We start from the raw sequence: 15773 nt of genomic DNA, 5'->3' as shown, positions 1-15773 counted from the left end.
AATTTACGCTGAATTTTCAATCTTGCAAAGATTTTGTAAAAAAATTTTTTGTGTCAGATAAATTACGGTAGAATACGAGCTAATTTTTTGTCTATTTTGAACAAGTTAAAATGGGTAGTTTAGAGCAAGCCAAAAGCCAATTAAGTTCTCAAATTGAAACTTATTTGCAACAAGGGAAAACTGATATTGTGCGTTTTCAAGCCACGATCGCCAATATCAATTTATTGGCATGGCTAAAATCACAAACCACTTATCCACAATTCTATTTGCGCTTTCGTGATGAAAATAAAGTCATCGCGGCATTGGGGGAAGTACGGTCTTTTTGCCAATTAAATATAGCACAAGAATTTATTGAGACATTTGATTTTCCTCTGCTAGGCGGACTACAATTTCAGGGATACGGACAATTTATTCTGCCGCAATTGATGATAGAAAAAAATGATAAAACTATCACGATAAGTTGCTTTGTAGAAGGCAGAGCGTCTGCGCAAACGGCTTTGGAACAATTAAAAACTTTGCCTAAAATAACCGCACTTTGCGAACTGCCAAAACAAATACCGCTCCGTACAGAGCAACGGGCAAATAAACAAATGTGGTGCGATTGGGTTAATCAGGCACTTTATGAAATAAAACAGGGCGAACTCACAAAACTGGTATTAGCGAATGAAACGGTTTTTCACTTAAAACAAGCCGTCAATGCTTATGACTTCCTTGCAGAAAGCGAGTGCCGGAATCAGGGCTGTTACCATTTTTTATGGGCGGAAAGTCCTCATTCCACATTCGTAGGCTCAACGCCTGAGCGCCTATTTGCCCGTGAATATAATTTATTTTTAACGGAAGCCCTTGCCGGTACCGCACCGATTACGGCTGACTCAAAAGAAAATCAACAACAAGCAGAATGGTTATTAAATGATGAAAAAAATTTAAACGAAAACTGGCTTGTGGTTCAAGATATTTCACAGAATATCAAATCTATGGTGGAATCTATTGATGTCAGTGAAGTAGAGCTTAAACCTTTACGCAAAGTTCAACATTTGTTGCGAAAAATTCGGGCAAATTTGACCGCACATTATCGAGATTCCGCACTACTCAAAGCGATTCACCCCACTGCGGCAGTTTCCGGTTTACCTCAACAACAAGCGAGAATGATTTTATCGGAAATTGAAACCTTTGATCGTGGGTGGTATGCCGGCACATTAGGATTAATGAGCGAGGCTTATTCGGAATTTTGTGTCGCGATTCGTTCCGCATTTATTGAGGGAAACCGAATTCGTGTCTTTGCCGGAGCCGGCATTGTTGAAGGCTCAGAACCTTTAGCAGAGTGGAAAGAAATTGAACGTAAGGCATCAGGATTAATAACCCTTTTTGCAGAAAATAATAATGGAGAAAAAGAATGTCTGTAAGCGTGTTTAATCGTTGTTGGTCAAAAGTGGTGTTAGAGACCTTGAGTCGCCAAGGTGTCTCCCATTTCTGTATTGCCCCCGGCTCACGCTCAACCCCTTTAACCCTTGAGGCCGTCCGCTTACAAAACGCTGGCCGCGCCACCTGTTATAGCCATTTTGATGAGCGTGGTTTAGGCTTTTTTGCTCTTGGTATTGCTAAATCCACTCAAGCTCCCGTGGCAATTATCGTCACTTCCGGTACAGCAGCAGCAAACCTTTATCCGGCAATCATTGAAGCACGCCAAAGTGGTGTCAATCTCATTGTTTTAACGGCAGATCGTCCACCTGAATTATGGGAATGTGGCGCCAATCAAGCCATCTTGCAACAAAATATGTTTGGCGACTACCCTGTTGCCAATGTCAACCTACCCAAGCCAAATGCCGACTATTCTGCACAATGGCTAGTTTCTCTGATTGAGCAAGCAATATTTCAGCAAACCCAACAAGGTGGCGTAGTTCATATTAATGTACCTTTTGCCGAACCACTTTATGAGGCTTCGGAAGATGCGATTGATACACATCCTTGGCTACAACCACTTCAACGTTGGCTTGCACACAATAAACCTTGGATTAGTCACGAATCTCAACAACAAGAAGTAATGATGCATGAAAATTGGGATCACTGGCGTACCAAACGTGGGGTGATTGTCGTCGGGCAACTCCCAATGGAACAAGCTATGGGTATCAATGCTTGGGCAACGACTATGGGCTGGGTGTTATTAACGGATATTCAATCCGGCGTAGAACCCATGACACCTTATGCCGATATTTGGCTTGCCAACCAAACTGTGCGTGAAAAATTATTACAGGCAGACATTGTGATTCAGCTTGGCTCTCGTTTTATCAGCAAGCGTATTAATCAATTTTTACAAGCCTTTAAAGGCGAATTTTGGATTGTGGAACAAACGCAAAAAGCGGTGGATCCTTATCATCATACCCATACACGTTTTAATGCGAAAGTCCACCACTGGCTACGGGCACACCCTCCTCTTCGTCAAAAACCTTGGCTACTGGAGCCTCTTGCGTTGTCCAAATTCTGTGCTGGTTTTATTGAGCAGCAAGTAGGCGGTAACCTTAACGAGGCCTCCCTTGCCCATCATATTGAACGTGTATTGCCTTACAATGGGATCTTGTTCCTCGGCAATAGTTTATTTGTACGCCTTGTGGACGCTCTCACCAAGCTCCCTGAAGGGTACCCGATTTATACTAATCGTGGTGCAAGCGGAATAGATGGTTTATTGGCGACGGCTGCCGGTATCGGCGTGGCAACCAATCAACCTGTTGTGGCAATGATTGGCGATACTTCAACCCTGTACGATCTCAATTCCCTTGCACTTTTTAAAAATGTCACACAACCGACCATTGTTTTTGTCATCAACAATAATGGCGGGGCGATTTTTGATATGTTGCCGGTGGAGGAAGAGGTCAAAGATCGTTTTTATCGCTTACCCCATAACAGTGATTTCTCACAAATTGCAGCAATGTTTGATATTAAATATGCTCACCCTTACACTTGGGCAGATTTAAGCAGCGTGTTAAAACAAGCCTACACGCGTCGTAAAACGACATTGATTGAAATCAAAACAAATCCAAACGATGGTAGCAATATTTACAAACGTTTAATTGAACAAATCAGCCATGCTGTGATTGGTGAATAAGGAAATTAAGGGCGAATCCCGCCCTTGTTTTTATGATGAATATTATTTTTCTCCACGGTCTTCTCGGCACCTCTTCCGATTGGCAAAAAGTTATCGAAAATCTACCGCACTTTCATTGCGTTTCTGTTGATTTACCCTTCCACGGCAAAGCAAAGGAAACCCCCGTCCAGAGTTTTAATGATACCGCTGAATATCTTTCCCAAAAAATCCAAAGTGCAGTCAAAAATGAACCCTATTTTCTCGTGGGCTATTCCCTTGGTGGGCGTATTGCTATGCATTATGCTTTACAAGCTCGTGTGGAAAAAGGGAACTTGCAAGCCATCATTTTGGAAGGGGCTAATTTAGGCTTAAAAACAAAAGAGGAGAAACAAGTACGCTGGCAAAACGATACCCATTGGGCAATGCGATTTACCCATGAACCGCCTGAGAATGTGTTGGAGGATTGGTATCAACAGCCCGTATTTTCCCATTTAACCGCCCATCAACGGACAACACTTGTTGAAAAGCGAAAAGCGAATTGTGGTGCGAACATTGGAAAAATGTTACTTGCCACCAGCCTTGCCAAACAACCGAATTTCCGAGACAAAGTGCGGTCAAGTTCTCTGCCATTTTTTTATTTTTGTGGTGAACAAGATCTTAAATTCCAAGCCCTTGCCTATTCCGAACAACTCAATTTAACAAGCATTCCCAATGCCGGTCACAATGCCCATTCAGAAAACCCTCTCCTATTCGCTCACAAACTTGAGAAACTGATTTTAGAAATTGCTCAACTTTAAAGGAAATGCTAGGATTTAAGCCTTTTCATTTATCACATTTTTTATCTTGTATTTTCTAAGGAAAGTAATATGACAGCACAACTTCGCAATAACCCGATGAAGGTGGCGCTTGCCTCAATGGTCGGTACAGCAATTGAATTTTTTGATTATTATATCTATGCAGCAGCTGCCGTACTGGTATTTAATACCCAGTTTTTCAACAGCGATGATCCCCTTTCAAATGATCTTCTTTCCCTCTCAACTCTCGCTTTGGCTTTTTTTGCCCGTCCTATTGGCTCAGCATTGTTTGGTCACTTTGGGGATAAAATTGGGCGTAAAAAAACCCTTGTCGCTTCCCTCTTACTCATGGGTGGCTCAACCGTGATTATCGGATTACTACCCAGCTATTCCCAAATTGGTATCTGGGCACCTATTTTGCTTTGTCTTTGCCGTGTTGGTCAGGGAATCGGCCTTGGTGGTGAATGGGGAGGTGCGGCTTTAGTGGCAACGGAAAATGCACCGGAAGGGAAACGTGCGTGGTATGGTACGTTTCCACAATTAGGCGCACCTATCGGTTTATTTGTCGCCAATGGAACCTTCTTCTTAGTCAGCTATTTTTGGGGGCAAGAAGCACTGGTTGAATGGGCTTGGCGAATTCCGTTTATCTCTTCCGTGTTATTGGTATTTGTCGGCTTATACGTCCGTTTAACCTTACACGAAAGCCATGTTTTCATTGAGGCGGAACAAAAAGGTAAAAAATTAAATGCTCCGGTCAGCGTTGTCTTTACCAAACACTTAAAACCGATGGTGATTGGCACATTCATTATGGTGGCAACCTATTCCCTTTTCTACATTATGACCGCCTTTGCACAGGCGTATTCACGTACTGCACCAAATCTTTCCGAAGCCGGTCATCCTCTCGGCTTAGGGATTCCGGCAAATACTTTCACGGGTTTATTATTAATCAGCGCTATTGTTTTTGGTATTTTTATCAGTATTTCCGGTATTTATGCCGATAAAATCGGGCGTCGTAAATGGCTGATTTGGGTGACTCTTGCCATTGGCGCACTCGGGTTATCTATGCCGCTATTCTTACAAAACGGGACACCTACAAGCGTATTCGCTTTTCTGGTTATCGGAATGGCAATCATGGGAATGACTTTTGGCCCAATGGCGGCACTGTTGCCGGAATTATTTCCAACCGAGGTGCGCTATTCCGGTGCTTCTCTCGCTTATAATTTAGCTTCTATTATTGGTGCCACTATTGCTGCCATGATTTCGTTGAAAATTAATGCCTCATTTGGTGTCATAGGTGTGGGAATTTATTTAGCGATTAACGCACTAATGACCTTATTAGCACTGCTTGCCTCAAAAGAAACAAAAAACGTTGATTTAACGCAGATCTAGCATATTAAGCAAAAATGCCAAGGTATTTACCTTGGCATTTTGTTTTAGAAAAGTGCATCAAAAATGACCGCACTTCTAATTAAAAGAATCCTTTAAACGTTCATCAGCACGGCGAGATTCACCTTTATGTTGCAATTTATTTAATTGACGCTCTAATTTTTCTTCCACCTCATTGATCGCTTTATACATATCATCAGCCGTTGCAGTCGCAATCAGATTACCAAGTGGCGTACCAATGGAAGCCTCAACACTAAAACCATTTGGTACTTTATTGAGTATAAAATGCGGATTAATTAGCTGCGTGTGCCATTTCTCCAATTTAGCCAGACGACCTTCCACATGTTCACGAATTGCAGGCGTGATTTCCATTTGTTTGCTGGTGATATTTAATGTCATAGCTGTACCTCTTCGTGTTAAGAACCTTTAGGTTCGGTTTGATTCAAGATCAAAATAGTCTCTTCAATAGGATTTTTCAAGCCATTTTTTAATGAAAAAAATACTAATATGTAAAAATATGATCTAGCTCTAATTTCTGAAGATTGCCAATTTTCTTTTCTGCGAGAATTGTTATGATAGAGAACTGCAAAAAGGATGCCTTTTGGCATCCTTTTCTTTTTGAGTGATTACAACTGAGAGGGGGATTGTTCATCTTGATCGTGATGATTAATCTTTAAACGATTGAAATAATCTTTGGTTTCTTCAACTACGATCTTGCGTAATCCGATTAAGGCAATTAAATTCGGAAATGCCATTAAGCCATTCACAATATCCGCTAAAATCCAAATTAAATCCAATTTCAAGAAAGAGCCGATCCCCACCAAAATAATAAATATTAAGCGATATAAACGAATACCACGGGTTCCGACCAAATACACGAAACAACGCTCACCGTAATAACACCAACCTAAAATTGTCGTAAACGCAAAGAATAATAAGCCTACAGTGACAACTGTTGCACCAAAATCTAACCCAAGCCCTTTGGCAAATGCAGCATTGGTTACCGTTGCACCGGCAAGTTCAGGGTTACGCCATGCGCCGGTAAGAACCAATACAATCCCTGTCATTGAACACACAATAATGGTATCTAAAAAGGTTCCGGTCATGGAAATAAGACCTTGGCGAACCGGCTCTCGTGTTTGGGCGGCAGCGGCAGCAATAGGTGCACTGCCTAAACCTGATTCATTAGAGAAGATCCCCCTAGCCACCCCCGATTGAATGGCTTTCATCACAGTAAAACCTAATACCCCGCCCAGTGCGGATTGCGGATCAAAAGCACTATGAATAATCAACATCACCGCATCTGGTACCCGTTCCCAATTCAACAAAATAATAATCATTGAGACGAGTACATAAGAAATCGCCATAAAAGGCACAATGATCGATGATGTCGTGGCAATACGTTTTACCCCACCTAAGATAATCATTGCGACCAATACCGTCACCACCACAGCAGTGATAAGAACCGGAATATGAAAGGTATCTTCCATAGCGTGCGTAATCGCATTCACTTGCGGGAATGTGCCGATACCGAAAAAGGCGACTAATACACCAAACACCGCAAACATCTTGGCAAGCCATTTGATGCCTAGACCACGCTCAATGTAATACATCGGGCCGCCGGACATAAACCCACGGCGATCTTTGACCCGATATTTCACCGCCAGTAAACATTCCGCATACTTGGTCGCCATACCAAGCAATGCTACCAGCCACATCCAAAAGATCGCACCGGGCCCGCCCGCTTGCACCGCTGTCGCAACACCGACAATATTTCCCGTCCCAATAGTTGCCGCTAAAGCCGTACTCAGTGCCGCAAAAGAAGACACATCCCCTTTTCCGCCACGTTCTTTTTTAAACAAATAACTAATTGCAAGCGGTAAATAGCGGACTTGAATAAAGCCTAAACGTAAGGTGAAATAAAGCCCTGTACCCGATAATAAAATCAGTAATGGTGGGCCCCAAATAAAGCTATCAATCGTGGATAAAATTGTCGTGAATGACATTGTGATTCCTCGTTGTCTAAAAACAAATAAACGCAACAAGGAGACAAAAAGCATCCGTGAAAAGAAATAAAATACAGATTGTCTTTTAGCCCCTGTCCTTTTGCCTGAGCGTTTGAAAAACGGCGTGAAAAACCACCGCTCTTTTGCGCCTTCGGCGTCCATTTACCCCACTATCTATAGGGCAATGGATCTCTCCAAGGGTTCGTCCAGTAACAGTCCCTGCACTGATGTGCGCCTGAAAGATTTTACATCGTCGGCGTAGGGTTAATTCCCTACTCTCCAGCTACCTTCATCCGAACTCATTTTTCTCTGATTCATCAGGAAAAACGGGGAGGATTTTAGCAAAATCAAAGACTTCAATCAATTGTCAAGCACAGAGAAAATAGCTAAAAAGTGCGGTCAATATTTATGATATTTTATATCCGAAGCCATTCCACCAAAGTTTTTAACAGTGGTGAATATTCTGTACGATTAGGAAAGTAGAGATAATAACCGGGATAAATGCATTCCCAATCACTTAATATACGGCAAAGTCTGCCAGACTGAATATCGGCTTCTACTTCATCTGCCATTTCCCATGAAATCCCTATATTGTCTAAGGCCGCTTGACGGGTCATGGGAGGCTGGTTAACAATCAAATTCCCCTGCATGGCTAATTTAAACCGTTCACCTGTTTTTGAGTGTTCAAATTCCCACGGCAACAAGTTGTTGTAAGTGGGAATACGTAAGCGAATACAGTTATGTTTAAGCAGCGCCTCCGGCGTTTGAGGTGTACCGTGGCGGGAAAGATATTCGGGTGTAGCTACATAACACATTCGGACAGCCTCCGACACTCTCACTGCAATCATATCTTTATCCATTAATCCTCCCTCACGAATACCGGCATCATAGCGTTCTGCTACGATATCAATAAACTTCATCTCTGCCGCAAGTTCCAGAGTAATATTCGGATAATGTTCCAAAAAACGGCGGAATTTTTGCCAAAGGACAACTGAAATCGCATGAATAGTGCCATTAATTCTCAGCACGCCACGTTGTTGGTTTTGATTATTTAAAATATTGAGTAAACGGCTATCAATGTCTTGAAATAATGGACAAAGCTGCTGATAAAGCTGCTGCCCTGCATCAGTCGTGGCAACGCTTCGGGTAGTTCGATTGAACAGTTTCAAGCCTAAACGGCGTTCTAACTGACTAATAGTATGGCTTACCGCTGCTCGTGAAAGATTCAATTGAGCCGCCACTTTGGTAAAACTACCCGTTTGAGCAACAAGCAAAAAAGTGCGTAAATCGTTTAAGTTTTCTTGCATAGCTAAAGATAGATTGTCAAATATTATTGAACAAGTTAGTTTAAATTTGGTATCTAGTCAATCTAAATTAGATCACTATAATGCCACCATCTTTTAAACAACAGAGGAAAAGAAAGATGACGAAACCAACTTACACAACTGAATATAAAGCCATCGAACAAGTTTTATTAAACGAATACAGTGAAGGAGGGAAACAAGCGAAAAGCGAGATTATGCAGCCTGCTTTTCACGAAGTCGCAACAATGTATAGCGTGGGTGAAAACGGAGCAATCGCAGGCGGATCTGTAACAGAAAGTTTATTCCCTGTGATTGACAACCACTTTACTCCCTCAGAAAATCCGACTGTTGCGATTGCCTATATTGATATTACCGGCAACGCAGCTTCCGCTCGTGTAGATACCGACAATCTAAGCGGCTATGGTTTTACTGATTATTTCAACTTGTTAAAAATAAATGGAACATGGCAAATTGTAAGTAAAATTTTCCATGCTCATTATTAATCCATAAGGCGGAAATTTCCGCCTTTTACGCTATTAAAGGAGATAAATTATGAACAAATTTCAACCGATCCTAGAGCCTTATACATTAAACAATGGCATCACAATTAAAAACCGGCTTGCTGTTGCCCCAATGACTCATTTTGCCTCACACAATGATGGCACAATCAGCGAGGAAGAACGTGTTTTTCTAAGCAATCGTGCCAGTGACATTGGCTTATTTATTGCCGCCGCAACCCTCGTGGCAGATGGTGGCAAAGCCTTTTACGGACAGCCCGAAGCCATTCACGAAAGCCAATTAGATAGTTTAAAAGCAACCGCAGATATAATCAAAAACCAGGGTGCAAAAGCCATTTTGCAAATTCACCATGGGGGTAAACTTGCCATTACGGAATTGTTAAACGGCAAAGATAAAGTCGCCCCCTCTGAAGATGAAAGCAGCGGTAGCCGAGCATTGACCAATAATGAAATCCATGAGCTAATCTCAAATTTTGCTAACGCCACAGAATTAGCTATCAAAGCTGGTTTTGATGGGGTGGAAATCCACGGCGCAAACGGTTACTTAATCCAACAGTTTTTCTCAGCCCAAAGCAACCGACGTACTGATCAATGGGGAGGTAGCCTAGAAAATCGTTTGCGTTTTCCCCTTGCTATAGTCGATGCAGTCATCGCTATGCGTGAAAAATATCATCGTCCAGATTTCATCATTGGCTATCGTTTTTCTCCTGAAGAAAGTGGCGACAATGGGTTAACGATGGTGGATACCTTTGCACTCATTGACGAATTAGTTCAAAAACCGTTGCAATATTTGCACGTTTCCCTGTGGGATTTTTACAAAAAAGCCCGTCGTGGTGCCGACAGCAATCAAACCCGCTTAGCATTAATACACGAACGCATCAACGGTAAACTACCGCTTATCGGTGTTGGTAATCTATTCACCGCAGAACAAATCCTCGCCGCCTATCAAACAGGTTGGGCAGAATTTATTGGTCTCGGTAAAACTGTGATGATTAATCCCAACATTGCCACGTTAATTCAAGAAAATCGCTTACAAGAAATCATCACCGAGCTTGACCCAAATCAAGCAGATCATTATGGTATTCCAAACCGATTGTGGGAAATGTGCGTAGTGGGTGGTGCGTGGTTACCACCTGTGAAAGGGAAAGCATGGCAACCGGTAGATATTTAACAATAATTTTCAATAAAATTGTCAACACGAACCTATCTAATCGTTGCAGTATTATGTAGCAAATACACAAAATAGACATTTCAATGATATGTAGGGACACACTGCCTGTGTCCGCTTATAACATATTGAAATACGGACACACGCAGTGTGTCCCTACCCCAAAAACAGATTTTTGCCACGGATAATACCGAATAGTTGTTGATTCGGTAGGGGGCGTAACGATGGCGTCTGTTATAAAAAACGGACAATCTCAATATGTTGAGAAAAAATAACGTCACGGTCACCCTATATTTTCCCCTTTGTATATTTACTAAGAACTCAAAACACGGTAAAAACCAACCGCACTTTTATCAATAAACAAGGAACAAAAAATGGCAATTAAACCTGTTGAACTGGAAAAGTTCTATCGCTTAATCAACCACGGTCCCACAACGATGATTTCCGCTAAAGCAGAGGGCATTGAAAATGTGATGTCTGCAGCGTGGGTCTGTGCAGTGGACTATCTACCGAAAGCCAAATTAATGGTAATCATCGACAAAGCCGCTTATACACGAAAATTGATTGAAAAGAGCGGTTATTTTGCCGTACAAATTCCCATCGCGAAACAAGCTAAATTAGTTGTCGAAATGGGACTGAGCCGTAAAGAAAATCCGGACAAATTAGATAAATTGAGTCTATTTTATCAAGAAGGCTTCGATGTTCCCTTGGTGGAAGGCTGTGCTGCTTGGATTATCTGTAAAGTGATCCCTGAACCTGAAAATCACGAGAAACACGATATGTTTATCGGTGAAGTGCTTGCAGCATGGGCAGATGATCGTATTTTTAACAAGGGACATTGACAATTTGATGATGCATCTGATGAACTGAGAACCTTGCACTATATTGCAGGTGGACATTTTACAAAATAGGAAAAGGGGTGAATGTAACAAGTGGAGAAGAATAAAGGATAGAACGCATTTTCCGATCAAAAAAGCACTATTGCATAAAAAAGGTGGGAATATCCCACCTTTCTAAGTTTAAAATTAAAGAATTTCTTTCGCTGTCGCCACCACGTTATCCACAGTGAAACCGAACAATTTGAATAACTGATCAGCCGGCGCAGACTCACCGAATGAATTCATTCCCACGATACGACCGGCAAAGCCCACGTATTTATACCAGAAATCAGAAATTCCCGCTTCAATCGCAACACGCTTAGTGACAGAGGAAGGCAAGACACTTTCACGGTATGCTTCGTCTTGTTTATCGAAACGGTTGGTGCTTGGCATTGAAACTACACGCACGTTTTTACCTTCTGCAGCAAGCACATCTGCCGCTTTAACGGCAAGTTCTACTTCTGAACCCGTTGCAATTAAGATTAAATCCGGTGTGCCGTTACTGTCTTTTAAGATATAAGCACCGCGTGCCACATTCGCTAATTGCTCAGAAGTGCGGTCCATTTGTGCCAAGTTTTGACGGGTGAAGATTAATGCACTCGGGCCGTCTTGACGTTCTACCGCTTGTTGCCACGCCACCGCTGATTCAACCTGATCGCAAGGTCTCCAGGTTTCAAGATTTGGAATTAAGCGTAATGAAGCCGTCTGCTCAATAGGTTGATGGGTTGGACCATCTTCGCCTAAGCCGATAGAATCGTGGGTATAAACAAACAATGCGCGTTGTTTCATTAATGCCGCCATACGCACTGCATTGTGAGCGTATTCATAGAACATTAAGAAAGTTGCACCATAAGGAATGAAGCCACCGTGTAAAGCGATACCATTCATAATGGCAGACATTCCAAATTCACGTACACCATAGTTGATGTAGTTGCCATCCACATTTTCATTTGCACGGATTGGTTTTGAACCGCTCCATAAGGTGAGGTTAGAACTTGCTAAATCCGCCGAACCACCTAAAAACTCAGGCAATACTTGTGCATAGGCTTCAATCGCATTTTGTGAGGCTTTACGGCTTGCAATACTTGCCGGATTAGCTTGTAATTTTTCAATGAAGGCTTGAGAATATGTTGACCAATCCGCAGGTAATTCACCAGTCATACGACGTTTAAACTCAGCCGCTAACTTAGGATAGGCTTTTTCGTACGCAGCAAATTTTTCTTCCCACGATTTTTCAGCTGCCGCACCTTTTGCTTTTGCATCCCACTCGGCATAGTATTCTGCCGGAATTTCAAACGGTGCATAATCCCAATTTAAGGCTTTGCGGGTTAAAGCAATTTCTTCATCACCCAAAGGAGCACCGTGGCTATCATGAGAATTTGCTTTGTTTGGTGAACCAAAACCGATAATGGTTTTGCAAATAATTAAGGTCGGTTTTTCTTTTTCTGCTTGGGCAAGAATGGTCGCCGCACGAATTTGTTCAGCATCGTGACCATCTACATTGCGAATAACCTGCCAGCCGTAAGCTTCAAAACGGGCTGCCGTGTCATCACTAAACCAGCCGTCAACATGACCGTCAATAGAAATATTGTTGTCATCATAGAAAGCAATTAATTTGCCTAAACCGAGTGTCCCCGCTAAAGAACAAGCCTCGTGAGAAATCCCTTCCATTAAACAACCGTCGCCTAAGAATACATAAGTATAGTGATCGACAATATCATGGCCTTCGCGGTTAAATTGACCGCCTAACGTTTTTTCTGCAATCGCCATACCTACCGCATTGGTAATCCCTTGACCTAGCGGGCCGGTTGTAGTTTCAACACCCGGTGCATAGCCGTATTCCGGATGGCCCGGTGTTTTAGAATGTAATTGACGGAATTGTTTTAAATCTTCAATGGAAAGATCATAACCGGTTAAATGTAACAAGCTGTAAATCAGCATTGAACCATGCCCGTTGGACAAAACAAAGCGGTCACGATCTGCCCATTTTGGATTGGTCGGATTATGTTTTAAGAAATCACGCCATAATACTTCAGCAATATCCGCCATGCCCATTGGCGCACCGGGGTGGCCTGATTTTGCTTTTTGTACGGCATCCATACTTAAAAAACGAATTGCGTTTGCGAGTTGTTTACGAGTCGCCATATTGTTTCTCCTGTGATTAAAAATAGTTTTCTGCATTCTACCTCATTTGCGTCAGAATTTAGGCAAAATAATTGAAATTTTATACAATTATTTAATCTATCCCCTACGCCGTCTTTGATGATAACGCTGAGTATTTGATTTCATGGGTAAATTGACCGCTCTTTTAGGCTCATTTGATGCACGATAGGTACGACGGTAATGACTTAAAAAATAATGAATGGAACTTGCTACCACTACCCCTAACAAAAATACGACGATCAATTCACCGTAAAGTTGGCGAAAAATTTGATTAATTTTACTTTGAGGAGATTGGGCATACTGCCCATCAAAAGTGACACGTAAAAAACCTTGAATCCCTAAGTTAGAGTAAATAGGCTCGACAATTTGCTGAGCGTTTTGTTCTCCATCCCGTTGTTCTAATCCTAATCTTTTACGTAAACGCTCAGAGTCTGTACTTTGTGCGAGCAATTTCCCTTGAGCATCATAAATTGAGGCATCCAATACAAAATGTTCCTGCACTAAATTATCTAGATTTTCCGTAAGCTTTTCAGTTTGTGCATTATTCACTAATAACACGGCAAATAAATTCGCTTGTTGACGGACTAAAATATGGGATAAATGAGAAACCTGATTCACACTCGCAAACTGCGAACCAATCTTAAACTGTTGCACACCAAATAAAATGACGGCAAAGGCAGCAGTGCAAAGGATCACAATCAGCACTAACATCACGGATTTTGTTAATTTTTCTTTGATTAAATGCAAGTTATTTTTCCCCAATTCGCCCTTAAATCGGCTAGAATAGTTTTACTTTTCACAATTTACAGGATTTTCTATGCAAATTCAAAACCTTGCAAGTATTACACAAAAATACCCGGCATTTCCAACCGCACTTTCGTCCGATTCGCCCCTTGTCTCATTAGAAGATAGTTTCATTCTCTACGGCATACAATTAAACCTTTCAACACTCACTCAATTTCAGCAAAAGTGCGGTCAAAATTTTCAGTGTTTTGATGCTTGGAATATCGCGAAAAATACGGTCGTTTTACTTAAAGGAAAATGGCATGATACCTTCCTTTCTACCGCTCACGAACTAGGTTTAGATATTGCTTTACTCAACTTTGAAGCAAAATTATCAGAAAAAGGATTATTAGTGATGGATATGGATTCCACTGCCATCCAAATTGAATGTATTGATGAAATCGCCAAGCTTGCAGGTACGGGGGAATTAGTGTCCGCAATTACCGAAAGTGCAATGCGGGGCGAACTTGATTTTGAACAGAGTTTACGCCGTCGGGTCAGCACATTAAAAGATGCTCCTGAAACTATTTTACAAGAAGTACGGGCAAATTTACCCTTAATGTCCGGTTTACAGGAAACCATTCAAACTTTACAACAATATGGCTGGAAAACAGCCATTGCCTCAGGCGGCTTTACTTACTTCGCCGATTATTTGAAAGATTTATTGAACTTAGACTGTGCTGTCTCCAATCAATTCGACATTGTAGATGGTAAGCTCACAGGTTTAGTCAAAGGCGATGTTGTGGATGCACAATATAAAGCCCACACACTTCAGCGTTTACGCGATGAATACCGCATTAGTGCTGAAAATACCCTTGCTATTGGTGACGGCGCGAACGATTTAGCCATGATGAATGTCGCCGGATTAGGGGTCGCTTTCCACGCTAAGCCGAAAGTGCAACAACAAGCGCAAATTGTGGTAAACTTCGCCGACTTAACTGCACTTTTATGTCTTTTAAGTGCAAGAGAAAGAATTTAACGTTAATGGGAGAAAATTATGCCATCTTTTGATATTGTGTCTGAAATTACTATGCATGAAGTGCGTAACGCCGTAGAAAATGCAAACCGAGTATTAAGCACACGCTACGATTTCCGTGGCGTGGAAGCCGTGATTGAACTCAATGAAAAAAATGAGACCGTAAAAGTGACGACCGAATCCGAGTTTCAACTCGAACAACTGATCGAAATCTTAATCGGCGCATTTGTTAAACGTGGTATTGAGCACGGATCATTAGATATTCCGACAGAAAGCGAACACCACGGTAAACTTTACACCAAAGAAATAAAATTAAAACAAGGCATCGAAACCGAAATGGCGAAGAAAATCACCAAATTAGTGAAAGACTCTAAAATTAAAGTTCAAGCCCAAATTCAAGGTGATCAAGTGCGGGTAACAGGTAAATCCCGTGATGACTTACAAGCGGTGATTCAACTGGTAAAAGGCGCAGAGCTAGGACAACCATTCCAGTTTAATAATTTTAGAGATTAATTCTTTTACCCAAAAAGTGCGGTCAGAAATTCCGGTATTATGTAGGGACACACTGCGTGTGTCCGTTATAAAATCAAATCATTTCAATAGATTAAAATTCGGACACACGCAGTGTGTCCCTACTCACCCCAAAAACAGATTTGTGCCACTATTATAATGGCCAGAAATTCAAATATTTTCCTAACCGCACTTTTTTATTTGCTTT

The 15773-nt window shown here is 41.7% G+C and carries 14 protein-coding genes and 1 riboswitch; of the genes, 9 read left to right on the top strand and 5 right to left on the bottom strand.

All coding sequences use genetic code 11. From position 1 onward, the window contains the following. The first annotated feature begins 110 nt into the window (after nt 1-110). From E4T92_RS08120 to E4T92_RS08105, 4 genes are all read left to right on the top strand, one after another. Nucleotides 111-1403: an isochorismate synthase gene (locus E4T92_RS08120; RefSeq protein WP_135094209.1), complete on the top strand. Its 1293-nt coding sequence runs from the start codon at nt 111-113 to the stop codon at nt 1401-1403. Beyond that, complete coding sequence (gene menD, locus E4T92_RS08115; protein ID WP_135094208.1) at nt 1394-3100, top strand: 2-succinyl-5-enolpyruvyl-6-hydroxy-3-cyclohexene-1-carboxylic-acid synthase; 1707 nt, start codon at nt 1394-1396, stop codon at nt 3098-3100. The genes E4T92_RS08120 and menD overlap by 10 nt, the downstream gene beginning before the upstream one ends. 32 nt (nt 3101-3132) lie before the next feature. After that, nucleotides 3133-3876, top strand: coding sequence for a 2-succinyl-6-hydroxy-2,4-cyclohexadiene-1-carboxylate synthase (menH, locus tag E4T92_RS08110; RefSeq protein ID WP_135094207.1), 744 nt, complete (start codon nt 3133-3135; stop codon nt 3874-3876). Between the two features lie 69 nt (nt 3877-3945). After that, nucleotides 3946-5262: an MFS transporter gene (locus E4T92_RS08105; RefSeq protein ID WP_135094206.1), complete on the top strand. Its 1317-nt coding sequence runs from the start codon at nt 3946-3948 to the stop codon at nt 5260-5262. Between the two features lie 75 nt (nt 5263-5337). Here the strand turns inward: E4T92_RS08105 and raiA are convergent, their stop codons facing one another. The 3 genes from raiA to E4T92_RS08090 all read right to left on the bottom strand — a co-directional run bounded on the left by raiA (nt 5338) and on the right by E4T92_RS08090 (nt 8572). Next, nucleotides 5338-5658 (bottom strand): ribosome-associated translation inhibitor RaiA, encoded by a 321-nt coding sequence (gene raiA / locus E4T92_RS08100; protein ID WP_077542100.1) that lies wholly within the window; start codon nt 5656-5658, stop codon nt 5338-5340. A gap of 227 nt (nt 5659-5885) precedes the next feature. After that, nucleotides 5886-7265: a sodium:alanine symporter family protein gene (locus E4T92_RS08095; protein ID WP_135094205.1), complete on the bottom strand. Its 1380-nt coding sequence runs from the start codon at nt 7263-7265 to the stop codon at nt 5886-5888. Nucleotides 7266-7347: 82 nt separating this feature from the next. Then, a riboswitch (glycine riboswitch) is annotated at nt 7348-7473 on the bottom strand. A 208-nt stretch (nt 7474-7681) separates the two neighbouring features. Then, the gene (locus E4T92_RS08090; protein ID WP_077550354.1) at nt 7682-8572 is read right to left on the bottom strand and encodes a LysR family transcriptional regulator; all 891 of its coding nucleotides are present in this window, start codon (nt 8570-8572) and stop codon (nt 7682-7684) included. 116 nt (nt 8573-8688) lie between these two features. Here E4T92_RS08090 and E4T92_RS08085 point away from each other — a divergent pair, with 116 nt between their 5' ends. The 3 genes from E4T92_RS08085 to E4T92_RS08075 all read left to right on the top strand — a co-directional run bounded on the left by E4T92_RS08085 (nt 8689) and on the right by E4T92_RS08075 (nt 11097). Then, nucleotides 8689-9072, top strand: a complete 384-nt coding sequence (locus tag E4T92_RS08085) for a nuclear transport factor 2 family protein (RefSeq protein WP_077542096.1) — start codon at nt 8689-8691, stop codon at nt 9070-9072. Nucleotides 9073-9121: 49 nt separating this feature from the next. Next, nucleotides 9122-10258, top strand: coding sequence for an NADH-dependent flavin oxidoreductase (locus E4T92_RS08080; protein WP_135094204.1), 1137 nt, complete (start codon nt 9122-9124; stop codon nt 10256-10258). A 371-nt stretch (nt 10259-10629) separates the two neighbouring features. Further along, a complete protein-coding gene (locus tag E4T92_RS08075) occupies nt 10630-11097 on the top strand; it encodes a flavin reductase family protein (RefSeq protein ID WP_228063582.1) in 468 nt (155 codons plus the stop codon). A gap of 183 nt (nt 11098-11280) precedes the next feature. Here the strand turns inward: E4T92_RS08075 and tkt are convergent, their stop codons facing one another. Continuing rightward, a complete protein-coding gene (gene tkt / locus E4T92_RS08070) occupies nt 11281-13278 on the bottom strand; it encodes a transketolase (RefSeq protein WP_135094203.1) in 1998 nt (665 codons plus the stop codon). A gap of 96 nt (nt 13279-13374) precedes the next feature. Next, nucleotides 13375-14043, bottom strand: coding sequence for a YtjB family periplasmic protein (locus E4T92_RS08065; RefSeq protein WP_135094202.1), 669 nt, complete (start codon nt 14041-14043; stop codon nt 13375-13377). A gap of 70 nt (nt 14044-14113) precedes the next feature. Between E4T92_RS08065 and serB the strand changes: the two genes are divergently transcribed. Together serB and E4T92_RS08055 are read left to right on the top strand one after the other, a co-directional pair. Next, nucleotides 14114-15058, top strand: coding sequence for a phosphoserine phosphatase (serB, locus tag E4T92_RS08060; RefSeq protein ID WP_135094201.1), 945 nt, complete (start codon nt 14114-14116; stop codon nt 15056-15058). An 18-nt stretch (nt 15059-15076) separates the two neighbouring features. Then, entirely contained in the window at nt 15077-15568 is a 492-nt protein-coding gene (locus tag E4T92_RS08055) for a YajQ family cyclic di-GMP-binding protein (protein WP_018355389.1), read from the top strand. Nucleotides 15569-15773 lie beyond the last annotated feature (205 nt).

This window comes from Pasteurella sp. WM03 (genome assembly GCF_004570945.1).
Taxonomy (GTDB): Bacteria; Pseudomonadota; Gammaproteobacteria; order Enterobacterales; family Pasteurellaceae; genus Rodentibacter.
Note: the sequence above shows the minus strand (reverse complement) of the source record. Positions and strands in the feature narration are given on the sequence as shown.

Coding starts and splice junctions, on each gene's coding strand:
- E4T92_RS08095 (WP_135094205.1), bottom strand. CDS start 7,265: ATGTCATTCACGACAATTTTATCCACGATTGATAGCTTTATTTGGGGC.
- E4T92_RS08055 (WP_018355389.1), top strand. CDS start 15,077: ATGCCATCTTTTGATATTGTGTCTGAAATTACTATGCATGAAGTGCGT.
- menD (WP_135094208.1), top strand. CDS start 1,394: ATGTCTGTAAGCGTGTTTAATCGTTGTTGGTCAAAAGTGGTGTTAGAG.
- E4T92_RS08105 (WP_135094206.1), top strand. CDS start 3,946: ATGACAGCACAACTTCGCAATAACCCGATGAAGGTGGCGCTTGCCTCA.
- E4T92_RS08120 (WP_135094209.1), top strand. CDS start 111: ATGGGTAGTTTAGAGCAAGCCAAAAGCCAATTAAGTTCTCAAATTGAA.
- E4T92_RS08080 (WP_135094204.1), top strand. CDS start 9,122: ATGAACAAATTTCAACCGATCCTAGAGCCTTATACATTAAACAATGGC.
- E4T92_RS08090 (WP_077550354.1), bottom strand. CDS start 8,572: ATGCAAGAAAACTTAAACGATTTACGCACTTTTTTGCTTGTTGCTCAA.
- raiA (WP_077542100.1), bottom strand. CDS start 5,658: ATGACATTAAATATCACCAGCAAACAAATGGAAATCACGCCTGCAATT.
- tkt (WP_135094203.1), bottom strand. CDS start 13,278: ATGGCGACTCGTAAACAACTCGCAAACGCAATTCGTTTTTTAAGTATG.
- E4T92_RS08085 (WP_077542096.1), top strand. CDS start 8,689: ATGACGAAACCAACTTACACAACTGAATATAAAGCCATCGAACAAGTT.
- menH (WP_135094207.1), top strand. CDS start 3,133: ATGATGAATATTATTTTTCTCCACGGTCTTCTCGGCACCTCTTCCGAT.
- E4T92_RS08075 (WP_228063582.1), top strand. CDS start 10,630: ATGGCAATTAAACCTGTTGAACTGGAAAAGTTCTATCGCTTAATCAAC.
- serB (WP_135094201.1), top strand. CDS start 14,114: ATGCAAATTCAAAACCTTGCAAGTATTACACAAAAATACCCGGCATTT.